Source organism: Streptomyces sp. NPDC001927 (assembly GCF_053594455.1).
Map to the genome: position 1 here is coordinate 164,512 of NZ_JBSFEN010000009.1, position 19,259 is coordinate 183,770.

The following is a 19,259-nucleotide window of genomic DNA, read 5'->3' on the forward strand; positions in this document are numbered from 1 at the left end:
ATGACCCGCGACGGACGGCCCGGGACGGACGGGACCTCCGCCCGCTCAGGTCGCGACCATGGCCTCTGACCTCCCCCTTATGTACGGGCGCACGGTGGAGGAGCAAGGAAAAACCCCCGAAGTCCCCACCCCCAGGGAAGCGCCATGAGTTCCGTAGTCCAGGACAGCAGAGCGGCGACGAGCGGGCCGGCACCCTCGTACGACGCGGAGCAGTACCGCCCCGGCAGGCCGATCAACGACTGGGAGCCCGAGAACGAGCTCTTCTGGAAGTCGATCGGCAAGCGCGTCGCCAACCGCAACCTGTGGATCGCGGTCCCGGCGCTCCTGGTGGCCTTCGTCGTCTGGCAGGTGTGGAGCGTCACCGCCACCAACCTGAAGGACGTCGGCTTCGGCTTCTCGACCTCGCAGCTGTTCTGGCTGACGGCGATCCCCGGTCTGACCGGCGGCACCGCCCGGATCTTCTACACCTTCCTCGGCCCGCGGATCGGCCAGCGCCGCTTCACGGCGCTGTCGACGGTCGTGCTGATCGTCCCGCTGATCTGGCTGGGCATCGCGATCCAGAACCCGTCGACCCCGTACGCCGTGATGGTCGGCATCGCCGCCCTGTGCGGCATCGGCGGCGCCAACTTCGCCTCCTCGCTCGCCAACATCGGCTTCTTCTTCCCGAAGGCGAAGAAGGGCAGCGCGACCGGCATCAACGGCGGCCTCGGCAACCTGGGCGTCTCGGTGGTCCAGCTGCTCACGCCGATCGTCATCACCTTCTCGACCATCGCGATCGGCTCGGCCCAGCACAAGGCCGACGGAACCCCGGTCTACCTGCAGAACGCGGCCTTCATCTGGGTGCCGGTGCTGCTGATCCTCGCGGCGGTGGCCTGGTTCGGCCAGAACGATCTGAAGGTCGCCTCCACCCCGTTCAGCAAGCAGAAGGTCATCTTCAAGCGCAAGCACAACTGGGTGATGACCTGGCTGTACGTCGGCACCTTCGGCTCCTTCATCGGCTTCGCCGCCGCGCTGCCGATGCTGATCAAGACCACCTTCCCGGACTACTCCGTCGCCACCTACGCCTGGATGGGTCCCGCCGTCGGCGCCCTGGCCCGGTGGGCGGGCGGCTGGGTCGCGGACAAGCTGGGCGGCGCCCGGGTGACGATCCTGTCCTTCGTGGGCATGGCCGCCTCGATCATCGGCGTCATCAGCTTCCTGCCGACCGGCGCCGACACCGGCAACTTCTACGGCTTCTTCTTCTGCTTCCTCGCCGCGTTCTTCTTCTCGGGGATCGGCAACGGCTCGACCTTCCGCCAGATCCCGGTGATCTTCCGCTCGACGCACCTGAAGGGGCTCACGGAGGGCACCCCGGAGTACACGAAGGCGCTGAAGCAGTCGGAGATGGAGTCCGGCGCCGTCACCGGCTTCACCTCGGCCATCGCCGCCTACGGCTTCTTCTTCATCCCGGCCCTCTTCGGCTCGGTGGCCGTGACCAGCGCGATGTGGGGCTTCGTCGCCTTCTACGCCAGCTGCACGGTCGTGACCTGGTGGTTCTACGCCCGCAAGGGCGCGGAGGCGCCCAGCTGACCGGCTGTCGATCCGCTCGCGAAAGGCCCCGCTCAGGCGGGGTCTTTCCGCATGCCCGGAGGGGGACCAATGGCCGTCGACTGGTGACCAATGCCGAGCCTTTTGATCGATCAAAAGGCGTGCAATGGAGGTAGGCAACGACGCGATCGAATGATTCGAAGAAGGCGGTGCGGGCAGTGACTGCGACCCCTGCTGAGGCAACGGTGAACGAGCGGGCCTGGAAGGGCTTCAAGGGCGGACTGTGGCGCGATGCCGTCGACGTCCGCGACTTCATCCAGCAGAACTACACGCCGTACGAGGGCGACGACTCCTTCCTCGCCGGCCCCACCGAGCGGACCACCGCCGTGTGGAAGGCGATCACCGACCGCTTCCCGGAGGAGCGCGCCAAGGGCGTCTTCGACATCGCCCACGACATCCCCTCCACCATCACCTCCCACGCCCCCGGCTGGATCGACCGCGACAAGGACCTGATCGTCGGCCTCCAGACCGACGCCCCGCTGAAGCGCGCGATCATGCCGAACGGCGGCTGGCGCATGGTCGCCGGCGCCCTGGAGACCTACGGCTACCCGGTCTCGGCCGAGCTGGAGCAGGTCTTCACCGAGTACCGCAAGACCCACAACGCCGGTGTCTTCGACGCCTACACCCCCGAGATCCGCGCCGCCCGCAAGGCCGGCATCGTCACCGGTCTCCCCGACGCCTACGGCCGCGGCCGCATCATCGGCGACTACCGCCGCGTCGCCCTCTACGGCGTCGACCGCCTGATCGCGGTCAAGAAGGAGGAGAAGGAGGGGCTCAACTCCCTTCCCGCCGGTCGTCGTTCGATCGAGGAGACCATCCGGCTGCGCGAGGAGCTCGCCGAGCAGATCCGCGCGCTCGGTGAGCTGAAGACGATGGCCGCCGCCTACGGGTACGACATCTCCGGCCCGGCGACCACCGGCCGCGAGGCCGTCCAGTGGCTGTACTTCGCCTACCTCGCCGCCGTGAAGGAGCAGAACGGCGCCGCGATGTCCCTCGGCCGGACCTCCACCTTCGTGGACGTCTACCTCCAGCGCGACATCGAGGCCGGGCTCCTCACCGAGGAGCAGGCCCAGGAGCTGGTCGACGACTTCATCATCAAGCTCCGTATCGTCCGCTTCCTGCGCACCCCCGAGTACGACGAGCTGTTCTCCGGCGACCCGACGTGGGTCACCGAGTCCATCGCCGGGATGGGCGAGGACGGCCGTCCGCTGGTCACCAGGACCTCCTTCCGCTACCTCCAGACCCTGTACAACCTCGGCCCGGCGCCCGAGCCGAACATGACCGTCTTCTGGTCGCCCCGGCTGCCCCAGGGCTTCAAGGAGTTCTGCGCCAAGGTCTCGATCGACACCTCCTCCGTGCAGTACGAGTCGGACGAGCTGATGCGGCCCCGCTTCGGCGACGACACCGCCATCGCCTGCTGTGTCTCCGCGATGCCCGTCGGCAAGCAGATGCAGTACTTCGGCGCCCGCGTGAATGTGGCCAAGACCCTCCTGTACGCGATCAACGGCGGCCGGGACGAGAAGTCCGGCGCCCAGGTCGGCCCGGAGACCGGCGCGATCACCTCGGACGTCCTGGAGTACGACGAGGTCCTGGCCCGGTTCGACGAGCAGATGGAGTGGCTCGCGAGCGTCTACGTCCACGCCCTGAACGTCATCCACTACATGCACGACAAGTACGCGTACGAGCGCATCGAGATGGCGCTCCACGACCGCGACGTGCGCCGCACCATGGCCTGCGGCATCGCCGGCCTCTCCGTGGCCGCCGACTCGCTGGCCGCCGTCAAGTACGCCAAGGTCACCCCGGTCCGGGACGAGACCGGTCTCGCGACCGACTACGTGATCGAGGGCGAGTACCCGGCGTTCGGCAACAACGACGAGCGGGCCGACGAGATCGCGGTCTGGCTGGTCGAGGAGTTCATGAAGAAGGTGCGCAAGCACCCGACCTACCGGAACGCCGAACACACCCAGTCCGTCCTGACCATCACCTCCAACGTCGTCTACGGGAAGAAGACCGGCAACACCCCCGACGGTCGCCGCGCCGGCGAGCCGTTCTCCCCGGGCGCCAACCCGATGAACGGCCGCGACACACACGGGTACGTCGCCTCGGCCCTGTCGGTCGCCAAGCTCCCGTACGAGGACGCCGAGGACGGCATCTCGCTGACCAACACCGTCACCCCCGACGGCCTGGGCCGCACCCCCGAGGAGCGAATCAGGAACCTGGCCGGTGTCCTGGACGGCTACATGGCCAGCGACGGCTTCCACATGAACGTCAACGTCCTCAACCGGGATGTGCTGATGGACGCCATGGAGCACCCGGAGAACTACCCGCAGCTGACCATCCGGGTCTCCGGATACGCGGTCAACTTCGTCCGGCTCACCCGCGACCAGCAGCTCGACGTCCTCAACCGCACCTTCCACGGCTCGCTGTAGCCACCAACTCCCCGGGGCCGGGTCTCACCCTCACCTCGGCCCCGGGGCCGCTCCTTCGGAACGGAGAGGTCCTGCCATGACCACGACACCGACGCTGACGCCGGCGACCGCATCCGGTCCCGCGACGCCCGCCGCCGCGGCGACCCGCCGCCCCTCCGCGGGCTCGGTGCACTCCTGGGACCTGTCGACCGGCGTCGACGGCCCCGGCACCCGCTTCGTCACCTTCCTCTCCGGCTGCCCGCTGACCTGTCTCTACTGCCACAACCCCGACACCTGGCGGATGCGGAGCGGCACCCGCACCTCCGCCGACGCCGTGATCGCCGAAGCCGCGAAGTACACCCGCTTCATCCAGGCGTCCGGCGGCGGGGCCACCGTCTCCGGCGGCGAACCCCTCCTCCAGCCCGTCTTCACCGGCGAGCTGCTCCACCGGATGAAGCACGAGCTCGGCTTCCACACCGCCCTCGACACCTCCGGCTTCCTGGGCGTCCGCGCCACCGACGCCCTGTTGCGCGACACCGACCTGGTCCTTCTCGACATCAAGTCCTGGGACCCGGACACGTACAAGAAGGTCACCGGCCGGCCGCTGCGGCCGACCCTGGACTTCGCCCGCCGCCTCGCCGACCTCGGCCAGGAGGTCCACGTCCGCTTCGTGCTCGTCCCGGGCCTCACCGACGACCCCGACAACATCGAGGGGGTCGCCGCCTTCGCCGCCGGCCTGGGCAATGTCTCGCGCGTCGACATCCTCCCCTTCCACAAGCTCGGCGAAGCGAAGTGGCAAGCACTCGCCATGCCGTTCACGCTCCACGACACCCCCTCCCCGACCCCCGACGAGGTCGCCGCGGCCCGCGCCCTCTTCCGGTCCCACGGCCTGAACGCCATCTGAGCGAAACGTTCACCCGCCCGACCCGCAGAACATGCCCATATGGGGCATACCGGCCTACCGTGTGCGCGTGACCGAGCCACCCGAGGCCCCCGAGCCCGTCGTCCAGACGTCTCCCGCCGTCCAGCCGGCCCCCGACGTCCGCCGCCAGACCCCGGCCGACGTGCGCCGCCGGGCCGCGCTCGCCGGCACCGTCGTCTCCGTCCTGCTGATCGTCGCGATCGTGCTCGGCAGCCGGCTCCTGCGCGACTTCGACTCGGCGCTCCTCCCGTACGCCGTCGCCACCGTCTTCCTCGCCTTCGGCGTCGCCTACCGCTACACCGTGTGGATCTCCGCGCCCGGCGCCCGCCGCCTCTTCAAGCAGGGCTGGCGCTCCTTCTTCTCGGCCGCCAACTTCCGCAGGGCACCCACCGCGCTGCCGAAGATGATCGCCACCTACCTCGGCTTCCAGAAGTTCCTCGGCGCCCGCTCGCACGCCCGCTGGGCCGCCCACCAGATGATCTTCTGGGGGTGCATCCTGGCCGCCCTGATCACCTTCCCGCTCACCTGGGGCTGGTTCACCTTCACCTCGTCCACCGGCTCAGGACCCGGGTACGAGATGCGGATCTGGGGCTTCAAGGTCCTCGGCTTCGACGCCCTGAACATCGTCGGCTGGCTGATGTTCCACGGCCTCGACATCGCCGCCGTCCTCGTCATCCCCGGCGCGTCCTACTTCCTGTGGCGCCGGATGAAGGACCGCGGCGCCATCACCGGCCAGCGGTTCGCCTACGACCTGGTGCCGCTGATCGCCCTCATCGTCATCGCCGTGACGGGGCTCCTGCTCACCTTCTCGTCGATCTTCCTGCACGGCGGCGGCTACGAGTTCCTGGCGATCCTGCACATGGTGTCCGTGGTCTTCACGCTCATCTACATCCCGTTCGGGAAGTTCTTCCACATCGTGCAGCGGCCGGCCGCCGTCGGCATGCAGCTCTTCAAGTACACCTCCCGCAAGAAGGAAGGCGACGAGCTCCTCGCCTGCCGCCGCTGCGGGGAGCCCATCGACGCGGCCCCGTACGTCGAGAACCTCCAGGGCACCATGCGCGACCTCGACCTCGGCTTCGCCGAAGGACCCACGTACTGCCCCCGCTGCAAGCGCGTCATGCGCGGCAACGCCTACCTCACCCACGTCAAGAAGGGCTTCAAGTGACCCAGCCGAACGTGGGCCGGCCCGTCCCCCTCCCGCTCGACCCCTCCGTCGCCCCGCCGGGCACGCGCAACTTCCGCGACGCGGGCGGCATCCCCGCCGACCGCTGGCACGCCGACCAGGAGGGCGAGACGCTCGTCCCCACCCACTGCTGCTTCTGCGGCGTGCAGTGCGGCATGTACCTCCGCGTCGACCGCGCCGGCAAAGTCTTCGGCGTCGAGCCCCGCAACCACGACATCAACCGGATGCGGCTCTGCCCCAAGGGCATCAACGCCTACCAGCAGGTCAACCACCCCGACCGGCTCACCGCCCCGCTCATGCGCCGCAACCGCGACGAGGAGTTCCGCGAGGCCAGCTGGGAGGAGGCGCTCGACTTCACGGTCGCCGAGATCCGCCGCATCCAGGAGGAGTACGGCAACGACTCCTTCGGCCTGCTCGGCGGAGCCAGCCTCTACTCCGAGAAGACGTATCTCGTCGGCAAGTTCGCCCGCGTCGCCCTCAAGTCCCGGCACGTCGACTACAACGGCCGCCTGTGCATGGTCTCCGCCGCCGGCGCCAACAAGCTGTCCTTCGGCATCGACCGCGCCGGCAACCCGTTCTCCGACATCCTCCTCACCGACTGCCTCCTCATCGCCGGCTCCAACGTCGGCGAGTGCTTCCCGGTGATGACCCAGTACCTCTGGGGCGCCCGGGACCGCGGCGCCAGCCTGATCGTCGTCGACCCCCGCGAGACGGCCATCGCCCGCACCGCCGACCTCCACGTCGCCCTCAAGCCCGGCACCGACTCCGCGTTCTTCAGCGCCGTCCTGCACGTGGTCGTCGCCGAGGGCCTCACCGACGAGGCCTATCTCGCCGCCCACACCACCGGCTGGGACGAGGTGAAGCGGACCGTCCAGGCGTACCCGCCCTCCCGCGCCGCCGAGATCTGCGGTGTCCCCGAGGAGCAGATCGTCCGGACCGCCCGGATGTTCGCCGGCGCGGACAAGGCCATGGCCTGGCACGCCCGCGGCGTCGAGCACCACTCCCAGGGCGTCGAGAACTGCCTGACGATCATCAACCTGTGCACCGCCACCGGGAACATCGGCAAGCCCGGCGCCGGCTACGGCACCATCACCGGCCAGGGCAACGGTCAGGGCGGCCGCGAGCACGGCCAGAAGTCCGACCTGCTGCCCGGCGGCCGCTCGATCACCAACCCCGAGCACCGCCGCCAGATCTGCGAGATCTGGGGCATCGACGAGTCCGAACTCCCGCCCGCCGGCACCTCCATGATGGAGATGGTCTGGCAGATGCAGCGCGAGGAGATCCGCGGCCTGATCGGCATCTGCAACAACCCCTTCGTCTCCCTCCCCAACTACGCGACCGTCAAGAACGGCTACGACACCCTCCAGTTCCACGCCCAGTTCGACTTCTTCCTCTCCGAGACGGCCACCAACGCGCACGTCGTCTTCCCCGTCACCGTCTGGGCCGAGGACGAGGGCGTGATGGCCAACGCCGAGGCCCGGGTCGTCAAGCACAACAAGGCCCAGGAACCGCCCGCCGGAGTCCGCACCGACACCTGGGTGATCTGCGAACTCGCCAAGCGCCTCGGCGCCGGCGACAAGTTCGACTTCCCCGACTCCCGCGCCGTCTTCGAGGAGCTGCGCATCGCCTCGGCCGGCACGGTCAACGACTACTACGGCATCACCTACGAGCGGCTTGAGGAGACCGGCGGCATCGCCTGGCCCTGCCCCAGCACCGACCACCCGGGCACCCCCCGCCTCTTCGAGGACGGCAGGACGTACCACCCGGACGGCAAGATCCATATGCAGGTCGTCGAATGGCACCCGCCCATGGACCCGTACAGCGAGGAGTACCCCCTCTCGCTCACCACCGGCCGCACCGTCGCCCACTTCCTCTCCGGCAACCAGACCCGCCGCCTGGGCGGGCTCGTCGAACAGACCCCGCGGCCCTGGGTCGAGGTCCACCCCTCCCACGGCTTCCGCACCGGCGACCCCGTCCGCGTCGTCACCCGCCGGGGCAGCGAGGTCTTCCCCGCCCTGGTGACCGAGGCGATCCGGCCCGACACCGTCTTCGTGCCGTACCACTGGCCGGTCCCCACCGCCGCCAACGCCCTCACCATCGACGCCCTCGACCCCCGCTCCAAGATTCCCGAGTACAAGGTCTGCGCGGCCCGCATCGAGGGCGCCGAAGCCATCGACGAGGTCCCCGCGCCCCCGACCGCCCCCGGGCAGCTTGCCTACCCGGAGGCCCAGGTCTCCCGTACCGACCCCCTGCCACCCACGTCCCCGCAGGGCCGTGGCACATCGGAGAGGAGCTGACGCCGCTCATGATGGGCCGCACGATCTTCATCGACCCCGGGCGCTGCATCGGCTGCCAGGCGTGCGTCTCGGCCTGCCGCGAGTGCGACTCGCACCGCGGCAAGTCGATGATCCACCTCGACTACCCAGACGAGGGGCACTCTGTCGCCTCCCTCCCCACCGTCTGCATGCACTGCGAGGACCCGGTCGCCCCCTGCGCCGAGGTCTGCCCCGCCGACGCCATCCTCGTCACCGCCGACGGTGTGGTGCAGCAGGCCGACACCACCCGATGCATCGGCTGCGCCAACTGCGTCAACGCCTGCCCCTTCGGCGTCCCGAAGATCGACCTCCAGGCGAAGCTGCAGATGAAGTGCAACCTCTGCTACGACCGCACCGCCTACGGTCTCGCCCCCATGTGCGCGACCGTCTGCCCCACCGGCGCCCTCTTCTACGGGACGCTCGAAGAGCTCCAGTCCGAGCGGCCCGGCGTCCAGGTCGCCGACTCCTTCACCTTCGGCACGACCACCGTCTCCACCGGAGTGGCGATGGTCGTCCCCGCCGACAAGGTCCAATGGCCGGTCCCCGGGGGCCTGCCCGTCGTGGAGATCAATGGGAGGGATGTGAGCGAAGCGAACTCGAACAAGGGTGGCGGCGGGCGACGGGGGGGAGTCCGATGAGCGTCACCGAACAGCCGCCTGCCGACGGCCACGGCGGGACCGACGCCGCCCAGGAGGCGCTGCACGACCGCATCGCCGCCGACTCGCTCACCACCCGGCGCGACTACCTGCGGATCGTGGCCACCGTCTCCGGCGGCCTGGCCCTCGGCGGCATCGGCGTCGCCTCCGGCATCCTGCACCGCCACGGCGACTCCGACGGCGCACCCGAGGTGAAGAAGATCGCCGACCAGCTGCTGCCCGGCGAGTCCCTCGCCTTCCGCTACCCGGAGGAGGAGGACCGGGCGGTCGCCCTCCGCATGGAGGACGGCACCCTCGCCGGCTACTCCGCCGTCTGCACCCACCTCGCCTGCGCGGTCCTCTGGCGCAAGGACCGGGGAAGCGAGGGCGAGCTGTACTGCCCCTGCCACGAGGGGATCTTCGACCCCCGTACGGGAGCGGTGACGGCCGGCCCGCCACCCCGGGCGCTGCCCAAGGTGCTCCTGGTGGAGGAGGTCGACGGCAGTATCTGGGCCGTCGGCACGACCCGCTCCGGCGAGAGCGTCCAGGAAGGTCTGTGCCGCCAGCTCGGCGAGGAGCGGCCCGGTCTCGCCGAGCGCCTCGGCTGCCCGGGGGCCTCGGCGCAGGGCGCGGCCACGAGGAGCGAGCGCACATGAGCGACACCCCCTTCCCCCGCGACCCGGAGGCCCCCGACCCCACCCCGGACACCCCCGGCGGCGCCGCGTATCCGCCGCGCCCCGCCTACACCCCCGGGAGCGCGCAGCCCCGCCTCAACCGTCCCGTCCAGGAGCGTTACCCGCAGATCCGCCCCACCAGCGGCTACGGCGACCCCCGGGTCCGCCACACAGGGCCGGGCCCCGGCGCCGGTACGGAGCAGGAGCCCGAGCGCTCCTCGAAGCTGAGCGCGCGCCTGGCCCTGGCCCTCACGGTCGTCATCGGCCAGCTGTGGGGGCTGACGATCGTGGTCGACGAGTGGATGGCGGGCGACACCGGCACGGCCTGGTGGGGGGCCGGCTTCCTCGTCCTGTCCTTCCTCGTCGTGCTCGGGCTCTGGCTGCTCGACCCGAAAGACCGCTGATCGGAGCGGGTCCACGGCCGAATACCCGGCGTACCCTGGAGGTATGAGCACCGCCCCCGCCCACGGTCCGCGAGACGCGAAGCAGCCCGGCAACCAGTCAATCCCCGAGAACACCACGAAGCCGAAGCTGATCTTCGACGATCCACTGGACCAGCAGTCCGCGGACGACACGGACCGCGGGTGGGGCGAGCGGCCTCCCGGCGGCAGCGACAGCTCCGCCGATCTCGCGCGGTTCCTCGAAGAGAAGCCGCCGCACCACCTCTGACGCCGGTGCGAGCCGCCGGCTAGGGGGTGGGGTGCGTCCCCGTACCGGCGCCCGAGCTCGGGCCGCGCTGGCTGATGAGCGCGTCGCGGATCTCCTTGAGGACCTCCAGCTCGCTGATCTCCATCGTCTCCTGGACGCCTTCCTTCGCCTTGTCGTGCGCGGCCCGCTTGGCCAGGTACTTCGCCATGGGCAGCACCATCAGGAAGTAGACGACGGCGGCCGTGATCAGGAAGCTGAGGACGGCGCTGAGCACCAGACCCCACTGGAGCTCGATGCCCTGCACTTCCCCGTTCACCACCTGGCACGAGTCCTTGATGCAGCTCTTGTAGCTCTCCAGGTTCTTCGTGCCGAAGGCTCCGACCACCGGGTTGATGATGCCCTTCACCACCGAGTTCACGATGTTGGTGAACGCGGCGCCGATCACGACCGCCACAGCCAGGTCGATCACATTGCCGCGCATGAGGAAGGCCTTGAAGCCTGCCATCACGCTTTCCTTCTTCGGGCTCACCCGGATGCCTTTCGTCGCGCGTGCAGTTACGTGTGCGGTTAGCGGTGCCATTACGCCGCGAACAGCGCAGAGCCGTCCAATCCGTACACACGGGACGGTGGCTTGACAGACAGTCCGTGCGAATCAGCACAGTGTCACCGCCAGTTGGCCCGTGACACCCGCACCGGCCAGAACCGTCGCCGTCGACCGTGGCACGGAGAGGACGATCAAGGCCCCACCGTCCGAACGAGTCTCACCCGAGCGCGGAACTTCGGCCACTCGGGCGCCCGTAGCGACCACGCGCGCCTTACCGGCCTCGCCCATCGGCGAGTTGGGCGCCGCGATCACGTCCACCCGGTCACCGGGCCGCAACAGCCGCACGGTCTCCGCGTCGGCGATCCGCACCGGCGCCGACACCAGCCGCACCACGGGCGCCCGGCGCTGCTCCGACGTCGCCGCCGCGGCCGCCGGCGGCGGGCCCGCCGAGACCTTGCCGCCGGCCGCCACCGCCAGGGCGGCCGCGCTCATCACGAGGATCGCCGCCGGCGCCCGCCCCCTGCGCCGCAGCGCCCGTAGCCACCGCTGCCGCCCGCTCCGTACCCGCAGCGGCTCGAACGGCGGGACACCGAGCGGCGCGGGAACGGGGGAGCGGTCTTGGGAGGAAGGAGCGAGAGCGTGAGAGGTCGTCATCGTGGACACCACCTGTCGGGAGTCGAGCCGGAGAGCCGGAGAGCTGGAGAGCTGGAGAGTCGGAGCGTCGGCGAACCGAACTGCTCCCACCATCCAGGCCCCGCGAAAATCCCGCTCCCGCCTGTGGATCAACCGCCGCCTGTGGACAACTCCCTCACTCCCCAGGGGGATTCACAGCGGATTCACCAGGGGATCCACCCGCGCACTCACGGCAGCTCGATCCCCAGATCCCAGCCGTCGTGCGCATGAGTGCACAGGCAGTCCCGGTCCGCCGTGTCCGGCAGGGCGCCCACCGCGTCGAAGAGCACCTCCCGCAGCCGCCCGAGGTTCGCGCGGAAGACCCGCATGACCTCGGTGTGCGAGACGCCCTCACCCGTCTCCGTGCCCGCGTCCAGGTCCGTGACGAGGGCGAGCGAGGTGTAGCAGAGCCCCAGTTCGCGGGCGAGGATCGCCTCGGGGTGCCCGGTCATGCCGACCACCGACCAGCCGGCCGCCGCGTGCCAGCGCGACTCCGCGCGCGTGGAGAAGCGCGGCCCCTCGACGACGACCATGGTGCCGCCGTCCACCGCGTCCCAGCCCTTCCCCCGGGCCGCCTTCAACGCCACCCGCCGCCCGTCGGGGCAGTACGGGTCGGCGAAGGTGGTGTGCACGACGTTCGGCACGGCCCCGCCCCAGGCCTCCGGCAGCGGCTCCCCGTCGAAGTACGTCTGCACGCGCGTCTTCGTACGGTCGACCAGCTGGTCCGGTACGACGAGGGTCCCAGGCCCGTACTCCTCGCGCAGCCCGCCCACGGCGCACGGGCCGAGAACCTGCCGTACGCCCACCGAGCGCAGCGCCCACAGGTTGGCGCGGTAGTTGATCCGGTGCGGCGGCACGGTGTGGCCCCGGCCGTGCCGGGGCAGGAAGGCGACCCTCCGCCCCGCGACCTCGCCCAGGAAGAGCACGTCGCTCGGGCTGCCGTACGGGGTGTCCACGGACACCTCCGTCACGTCCTCCAGGAAGGAGTAGAACCCCGATCCGCCGATGACACCGATCTCCGCGTACGCGTGCGTCGTCTTGGTCTCTCTGGTCGTCATGGCGGTCAGATTAACGGCCCGGGAATGGCCGAAAGCCTCACCGCGCACAGCGGTGAGGCTTCCGTAAGAACATGATCGAGCGCCCGGATCAGGCGCCTTCGATCAGGCGGCCGAGCTGGAGCTCGAAGAGCTCGACGTGCTCGACGTGCTCGAAGAGCCGGACGTCGAGGACGAGCTCGACGACGCGGCCGGCTTCGCGTCCGAGGAGGACGACGAAGAAGACGACGTGGAAGAAGCCGTGGAGGACTTCGACGCGGGGGCGCTGGAACTCGACGAGCCGCGGCTGTCGTTCCGGTAGAAGCCGGAACCCTTGAAGACGATGCCGACCGCCGAGAACACCTTCTTCAGGCGTCCCTTGCAGCTCGGGCACTCCGTCAGCGCGTCATCGGTGAACTTCTGCACCGCCTCGAGGCCCTCGCCGCACTCGGTGCACTGGTACTGGTAGGTCGGCACTTGTCTTCCTCCTGGCACTCACACTCATCGAGTGCTAACGACGATCCATAGTGACGTATTCCGCCGGATCAGTCCACCGTCACCGGCACTCGGTGACCGATACCACGCGCCGCCACGCGCCCCGGAGCCCGGGGGCTCAGGTGCGAGCGCAGCGCGAGGAGCGTGGCGAGCGCGAGCGCAGTGCCCACCAGCGGCACCAGGAATCCGGTGCTCGCGCCGTGCTGGTCGGCGAGCCGTCCCGCGACCGTCACGGCGCCCGCCTGGCCAAGGGCCACGGCGCCGGTCAGCCAGGTGAAGGCCTCGGTCCGGGAGGAGGCCGGGACCAGGGTCTCGACGATGGTGTACCCGGTGATCAGGGCGGGGGCGATGCACAGACCCACGACCAGTCCGAGGGCGCCGAGCAGCAGCACGGAGTGGGCGGACCAGAGCAGCGAGGCGGCCACGGTCAGTCCGGCGTAGCCCAGGATCAGGCGCTTGCGCGGGCCGATCTTCCAGGCGATGGCGCCGCACGCGATGCCCGCGAGCATGTTGCCCGCGGCGAACGTGCCGTACAGCAGGCCGTTGACCCCGGGGTTGCCGATCTCCTCGCTGAACGCGGTCAGCGAGACCTGCATGCCGCCGAAGACCGAGCCGATGCCCAGGAAGGCGATGGCCAGGACGCGGACGCCGGGGATGGAGAGCGCGGAGGCGTGCGGTTGGGCGGAGGCCGCCGCGACCAGGCCGTGGACCGGCTGGGTGCGCCGCTGGGCGGCGAAGAACAGGCCGCCGAAGAGGGTCAGGGCCGCCTCGGCGATCAGACCGGCCGCGGGGTGTACGCCGGTGCAGAGCGCGGTGGCGAGGACCGGGCCGACGACGAAGGTGAACTCGTCCGTGACGGACTCGAAGGCCGCGGCCGTCGGCATCAGCGGGGAGTTCTCCAGCTTCGCCGCCCAGCGGGCGCGGACCATCGGCCCGATCTGCGGGACGGAGGCGCCGGCCGGTACGGCCGCGAGGAACAGGGCCCACATCGGGGCGCCCGTGAGCGCGAGGACGACGAGCAGGGAGACGGCGGCGGAGTGGATGAGGACGCCGGGGACCAGGACGGCGCGCTGGCCGAAGCGGTCGGCGAGCTTGCCGCTCTGCGGGGCGAAGAGCGCCATCGAGACGCCGGTGACGGCGGCGACGGCACCGGCGCTGCCGTACGAGCCGGTGGTGTGCTGGACGAGCAGGACGATGCCGATCGTCAGCATCGCGAACGGCTGCCGGGCGGCGAACCCGGGGATCAGGAACGACAGCGCGCCGGGCGTACGCAGCAGCTGTCCGTATCCGGCACGCTTGCGGGCCTTGGCAGGCTTCCCGCCCTTGCCCGTCGTGTTCACAGGCGTGTCAGAAGTGACCGTGGACACCACGGTCCTTGCCTTTCTGCCGCCTGGTAGCGCGCCCCTGCACGGTGGTGCGGGCGTAGCCGAGAGCTGTCCTCTTGCGCGGAACTGCGGTAGATACCAAGCCCCTGCGGAGGGCGTCTCGGCCGCCATACGGTCGCGCCAGCTCTGCGTCAGGCAGAGTTGGTTCGATCTAGTGTGCCTTCATGCTACAGGGAAGGGCGTCTCCCCGCCTGGGAAAACGCCCTTCTCGATGAATCTATGCCTGTGATTAACCGGACGTTCGCTTGGTGAAGGGCAGATTCGGCCAGTGCGAGTGCGGTCCCTTGGGCTGGGTGACCGCCGTCGAGCCGCCCGTCCCCAGCCAGCCGGCCAGCTTTCCGCCCTGTCCGACGGCCCGCAGCCGCCGCTCGGTGGCGTCCCGTACGGGATCGGTCGCGACGACCAAGAGCTCGTCCCCGCGCCGCAGCACGGTCGCGGGACCCGGCACGAAGCTCTTCTCCTCCCGTACGACGAGGGTGACCGCCGCTCCGGGCGGCAGCCGCAGCTCCGCGACCTCCACGCCGTGCATCTTCGAGCCCTCCGGGATGGCGACGGACAGCAGGTGCCCGCGCAGCCGCTCCAGCGGGGCGGACTCGACCCCGAGGTCGGCCGCGCCGGAGGAGTCGCCGAGCCGGAGCGCCTTCGCCAGCCAGGGCAGGGTCGGGCCCTGGACCAGGGTGTAGACGACGACGAGCACGAAGACGATGTTGAAGACGCGTTCGCTGCCCTCGATCCCGGAGACCATCGGGATCGTGGCCAGAATGATGGGGACGGCTCCGCGCAGGCCGGCCCAGGACATCAGGGCCTGTTCCTGCCAGGGGATACGGAACGGCAGCAGGCTGACGAAGACCTCCAGGGGCCGCGCGACCATCGTCAGGACCAGGCCGATGATCACCGCCGGCCAGAAGTCGTCGCCCAGCTTGGACGGGGTCACCAGCAGACCGAGCAGGACGAACATGCCGATCTGGGCGATCCAGCCGAGCCCCTCGGCGAAGCCGCGGTTGGCCGGGGCGTGCGGCAGCTTGGCGTTGCCGAGGACCATCGCGGCCAGGTAGACGGCGAGGAAGCCGGAGCCGTGGGCCAGGGCGCCGGCCGCGTACGCGGTGACGGCGATGGCCATGACGGCGATCGGGTAGAGGCCGGAGGCGGGCAGGGCGATGTGCCGGAGCCCGAAGGAGCCGAGGAAGCCGACCCCGAGGCCGACGGCGGCGCCGATGGCCAGCTCCATGGCGATGGTGCCGACGAGGACGTACCAGCTCTCGATCGGGCCGACGGTGGAGAAGGCGACGACGAGGATGACGACGGGGGCGTCGTTGAAGCCGGACTCGGCCTCCAGGACACCGGTCACCCGGGAGGGCAGCGGGACCTTGCGCAGGACGGAGAAGACGGCGGCGGCGTCCGTCGAGGAGACGACCGCGCCGATGATCAGCGCCTGCTGCCACTCCAGGCCGACCAGGTAGTGGGCGGCGGACGCCGTGATGCCCACGCTCACCGCGACGCCGACGGTCGACAGCACGACCGCCGCGGGCAACGCGGGTTTGATCTCCTTCCACTTGGTGCCCAGACCACCCTCGGCCAGGATCACCACCAGTGCGGCATAGCCGATCACCTGCGTCAGCTCGGCGTTGTCGAACTCGACGTTGCCGATGCCGTCCTGCCCTATGGCGATCCCGATCCCCAGGTACAGGAGCAGGCTGGGGAGCCCGCTCCGGGACGAGATCCGCACCGCCGCGACGGCGATGAGCAGCACGAGTGAGCAGATGAGCAGGAGTTCATTGAGCTCGTGGACAGACAGTGACCCGTTCCTTCCCCTCACGTGCGGCCGGATCGTTCCGCCGGCAGCCGGTACTTCGTTACCTTACCTAATCTTTAACGTTTTCTTGACGGGCTCCTTGCTTCACCTCGATCGCCAGTGCGATCTTGGGCGGCCTCCTTGGGACACCGCGTCCGGGCCGTCCGGACGCTGCGCCTAAGGTTGCTCCCGTACTCCAGGACCACCCTGCCCCTCGAAGGACAGCGATGCCCTCCAACACGACCGCGCCCCCCGCCAAGAAGAAGGGGCGGCGTGCCCGCCTGATCGTCCTCGTCCTGGCCCTCGCACTGGTCGCGGGCGTCGGCTTCGGCGGGTACTGGGGCGTCAGCACCGTCCGCGCCTCGTTCCCGCAGACGACGGGCGAGCTCCGGCTCGACAGTCTGTCCGGCGAGGTCGAGGTGAAGCGCGACGCCTACGGGGTGCCGCAGATCTACGCCGACACCGAGGCCGACCTCTTCCGCGCCCAGGGCTACGTCCAGGCGCAGGACCGCTTCTACGAGATGGACGTGCGCCGTCACATGACGGCGGGCCGCCTCTCGGAGATGTTCGGCAAGAGCCAGGTCGACACCGACGCCTTCCTGCGGACGCTGGGCTGGCGCCAGGTCGCGCAGCAGGAGTACGACAAGGTCCTGTCGGCGGAGACGAAGAAGAACCTCCAGGCATATGCCGAGGGTGTCAACGCCTATCTCAAGGGCCGGGACACATCCGACATCTCCGTCGAGTACGCGGCGCTCGCCCTCACCGGCGACTACACGATCGAGCCCTGGACGCCGGTCGACTCGGTGGCCTGGCTCAAGGCGATGGCCTGGGACCTGCGCGGCAACATGCAGGACGAGATCGACCGCTCCCTGATGACGAGCCGGCTGAGCGCGGCGCAGATCAAGCAGCTCTACCCGGGTTACCCGACCGACCTGCACCAGCCGATCGTCCAGAGCGGCGCGGTCGACAAGGAGTCGGGGAAGTTCGACCCGAAGGCCTCGGCGTCGAAGAACGGCGACGGTGACGGCACAGGCACCGGTTCCGGCTCCAGCAGTGCGCTGCAGGGCATGCAGAGCCAGCTGGGCGCGCTCTCCGACTCCCTGGACGAGATCCCGGCCCTGCTCGGCCCGAACGGCAACGGCATCGGCTCGAACTCCTGGGTCGTCTCCGGGCAGTACACGACCTCCGGCAAGCCGCTGCTCGCCAACGACCCGCACCTCGCCCCGATGCTGCCGTCCCTCTGGTACCAGATGGGCCTGCACTGCCGCTCCGTCTCGGCCACCTGCCGCTACGACGTCTCCGGCTACACCTTCTCCGGCACCCCCGGCGTGATCATCGGCCACAACGACACCGTCGCCTGGGGCCTCACCAACCTCGGCGCCGACGTCACCGACCTCTACCTGGAGAAGGTCTCGGACAAGGGCTACATGGTGGACGGCAAGGTCAAGCCGTTCACGGTCCGCGACGAGATCATCAAGGTCGCCGGCGGCGGCGACCGGAAGATCACGATCCGCTCGACCGAGCACGGCCCCCTGGTCTCCGACCGCTCCTCCGAACTGGAGAAGGTCGGCCAGAAGGCCCCGGTCGGCAACGCGGCCCCGGACCGGGGCAACGGCTACGCCGTCTCCCTCCAGTGGACCGCCCTGCAGCCGGGCAAGTCCATGGACGCGATCTTCCAGCTCAACCGCGCCAAGAACTTCAAGGAGTTCCGCGCCGCGGCCGAGAACTTCGAGGTCCCTTCCCAGAACCTGATCTACGCCGACGCCGAGAACATCGGCTACCAGGCGCCCGGCAAGATCCCGGTGCGCGCCAAGGGCGACGGCACCGTACCGGCGCCCGGCTGGGACTCCCGGTACAAGTGGAAGGGCTACATCCCGTACGACGAGCTGCCGTACGAGCTGAACCCCGACCGCGGCTACATCGTCACCGCTAACCAGGCCGTCGTCGACAAGAAGAAGTACCCCTACCTCCTTACGGAGGACTGGGGCTACGGCTCGCGCAGCCAGCGGATCAACGACCTCGTCGAGTCGAAGATCAAGGACGGCGGGAAGATCTCGCCCGACGACATGCGGACCATGCAGATGGACAACCGCAGCGAGATCGCGACCCTGCTCAACCCGCTCCTGCTGAAGATCGACATCTCGGACCCGTACGTCCGCGAGGCGCAGAAGCTGCTCGAAGGCTGGGACTACACCCAGGAGCCCGACTCGGCCGCCGCCGCGTACTTCAACGCGGTCTGGCGCAATGTCCTCAAGCTCGCCTTCGGCGACAAGCTGCCCAAGGAGCTGCGGGCCGAGGACGACTGCATCAGCGTCCGCCCGGCGGACCTGACAGGGCTCCCGGTCGACGAGCAGAACAAGCGCGTACGGGAGTGCGGCGAGCGCGACGCGGACACGGCGCAGCCGGACGGCGGCGACCGCTGGTACGAGGTGGTCCGCCCGCTGCTCAAGCAGGAGAACAGCGAGTGGTGGAAGACCGAGGCCAACCGCACCGACCAGGCCACCGAGACCCGTGACCAGCTGCTCGCCCGCGCCATGGAGGACGCCCGCTGGGAGCTGACCGCCAAGCTCGGCAAGGACGTCTCCACCTGGAGCTGGGGCCGGCTGCACCAGCTGACCCTGCAGAACCAGACCCTCGGCACCGCGGGTCCCGGCTTCGTCCAGTCCCTGCTGAACCGCGGCCCCTGGAACCTGGGCGGCGGCGAGGCGGCCGTCAACGCGACCGGCTGGAACGCAGCCGGCGGCTACGGGGTCGTCTGGGTCCCGTCGATGCGCATGGTCGTGAACGTCGGCGACTGGGACCGGTCCCGCTGGATCAACCTGTCGGGCGCCTCGGGCCACGCGTACCACGACAACTACACCGACCAGACCGACAAGTGGGTCAAGGGCGAGCTGCTCGACTGGCCCTTCGGCAAGGCGGCGGTCGACGCCTCGACGAAGGACACGCTGCTCCTGAAGCCGTAATC

The 19,259-nt window shown here is 69.8% G+C and carries 16 protein-coding genes; 10 read left to right on the forward strand and 6 right to left on the reverse strand.

Going from position 1 to position 19,259, the window contains the following annotated elements; genetic code table 11:
- Positions 1-144 precede the first annotated feature (144 nt).
- The 9 genes from ACWCO8_RS24805 to ACWCO8_RS24845 all read left to right on the forward strand — a co-directional run bounded on the left by ACWCO8_RS24805 (position 145) and on the right by ACWCO8_RS24845 (position 10,393).
- Positions 145-1,569, forward strand: a complete 1,425-nt coding sequence (locus ACWCO8_RS24805; protein ID WP_451034097.1) for a NarK family nitrate/nitrite MFS transporter — start codon at positions 145-147, stop codon at positions 1,567-1,569.
- 167 nt (positions 1,570-1,736) lie between these two features.
- Complete coding sequence (gene pflB, locus ACWCO8_RS24810) at positions 1,737-4,016, forward strand: formate C-acetyltransferase (RefSeq protein ID WP_451034098.1); 2,280 nt, start codon at positions 1,737-1,739, stop codon at positions 4,014-4,016.
- A 76-nt stretch (positions 4,017-4,092) separates the two neighbouring features.
- Complete coding sequence (gene pflA, locus ACWCO8_RS24815) at positions 4,093-4,899, forward strand: pyruvate formate-lyase-activating protein (RefSeq protein ID WP_451034099.1); 807 nt, start codon at positions 4,093-4,095, stop codon at positions 4,897-4,899.
- A gap of 67 nt (positions 4,900-4,966) precedes the next feature.
- A complete protein-coding gene (locus ACWCO8_RS24820) occupies positions 4,967-6,082 on the forward strand; it encodes an MFS transporter (RefSeq protein WP_451034100.1) in 1,116 nt (371 codons plus the stop codon).
- A complete protein-coding gene (locus tag ACWCO8_RS24825; RefSeq protein WP_451034101.1) occupies positions 6,079-8,397 on the forward strand; it encodes a molybdopterin oxidoreductase family protein in 2,319 nt (772 codons plus the stop codon). Before ACWCO8_RS24820 ends, ACWCO8_RS24825 begins: the two co-directional genes overlap by 4 nt.
- 8 nt (positions 8,398-8,405) lie before the next feature.
- Positions 8,406-9,053, forward strand: a complete 648-nt coding sequence (locus ACWCO8_RS24830) for a 4Fe-4S dicluster domain-containing protein (RefSeq protein ID WP_362013125.1) — start codon at positions 8,406-8,408, stop codon at positions 9,051-9,053.
- Positions 9,050-9,706 carry a QcrA and Rieske domain-containing protein gene (locus ACWCO8_RS24835; RefSeq protein WP_451034102.1) on the forward strand — a complete coding sequence of 219 codons (657 nt, stop codon included), beginning with the start codon at positions 9,050-9,052 and terminating at the stop codon, positions 9,704-9,706. Before ACWCO8_RS24830 ends, ACWCO8_RS24835 begins: the two co-directional genes overlap by 4 nt.
- Positions 9,703-10,128, forward strand: coding sequence for a hypothetical protein (locus ACWCO8_RS24840; RefSeq protein WP_451034103.1), 426 nt, complete (start codon positions 9,703-9,705; stop codon positions 10,126-10,128). Before ACWCO8_RS24835 ends, ACWCO8_RS24840 begins: the two co-directional genes overlap by 4 nt.
- A gap of 43 nt (positions 10,129-10,171) precedes the next feature.
- Positions 10,172-10,393, forward strand: coding sequence for a hypothetical protein (locus ACWCO8_RS24845; protein ID WP_451034104.1), 222 nt, complete (start codon positions 10,172-10,174; stop codon positions 10,391-10,393).
- Between the two features lie 19 nt (positions 10,394-10,412).
- Here ACWCO8_RS24845 and mscL read toward each other — a convergent pair whose 3' ends face one another.
- From mscL to ACWCO8_RS24875, 6 genes are all read right to left on the reverse strand, one after another.
- Entirely contained in the window at positions 10,413-10,877 is a 465-nt protein-coding gene (mscL, locus tag ACWCO8_RS24850; protein WP_451034105.1) for a large conductance mechanosensitive channel protein MscL, read from the reverse strand.
- 147 nt (positions 10,878-11,024) lie between these two features.
- Positions 11,025-11,570, reverse strand: a complete 546-nt coding sequence (locus ACWCO8_RS24855; protein WP_451034106.1) for a hypothetical protein — start codon at positions 11,568-11,570, stop codon at positions 11,025-11,027.
- Between the two features lie 206 nt (positions 11,571-11,776).
- Positions 11,777-12,646, reverse strand: coding sequence for an S-methyl-5'-thioadenosine phosphorylase (locus ACWCO8_RS24860; RefSeq protein WP_451034107.1), 870 nt, complete (start codon positions 12,644-12,646; stop codon positions 11,777-11,779).
- Between the two features lie 102 nt (positions 12,647-12,748).
- Positions 12,749-13,099: an FmdB family zinc ribbon protein gene (locus tag ACWCO8_RS24865; RefSeq protein ID WP_451034108.1), complete on the reverse strand. Its 351-nt coding sequence runs from the start codon at positions 13,097-13,099 to the stop codon at positions 12,749-12,751.
- A 68-nt stretch (positions 13,100-13,167) separates the two neighbouring features.
- A complete protein-coding gene (locus tag ACWCO8_RS24870) occupies positions 13,168-14,487 on the reverse strand; it encodes an MFS transporter (RefSeq protein WP_451034109.1) in 1,320 nt (439 codons plus the stop codon).
- 244 nt (positions 14,488-14,731) lie between these two features.
- Positions 14,732-16,297 carry a potassium/proton antiporter gene (locus ACWCO8_RS24875; RefSeq protein WP_451034265.1) on the reverse strand — a complete coding sequence of 522 codons (1,566 nt, stop codon included), beginning with the start codon at positions 16,295-16,297 and terminating at the stop codon, positions 14,732-14,734.
- 224 nt (positions 16,298-16,521) lie between these two features.
- On the opposite strand from ACWCO8_RS24875, the gene ACWCO8_RS24880 reads away from it, so the two are divergent.
- Entirely contained in the window at positions 16,522-19,257 is a 2,736-nt protein-coding gene (locus ACWCO8_RS24880) for a penicillin acylase family protein (protein ID WP_451034110.1), read from the forward strand.
- The last annotated feature ends 2 nt before the right edge of the window (positions 19,258-19,259 follow it).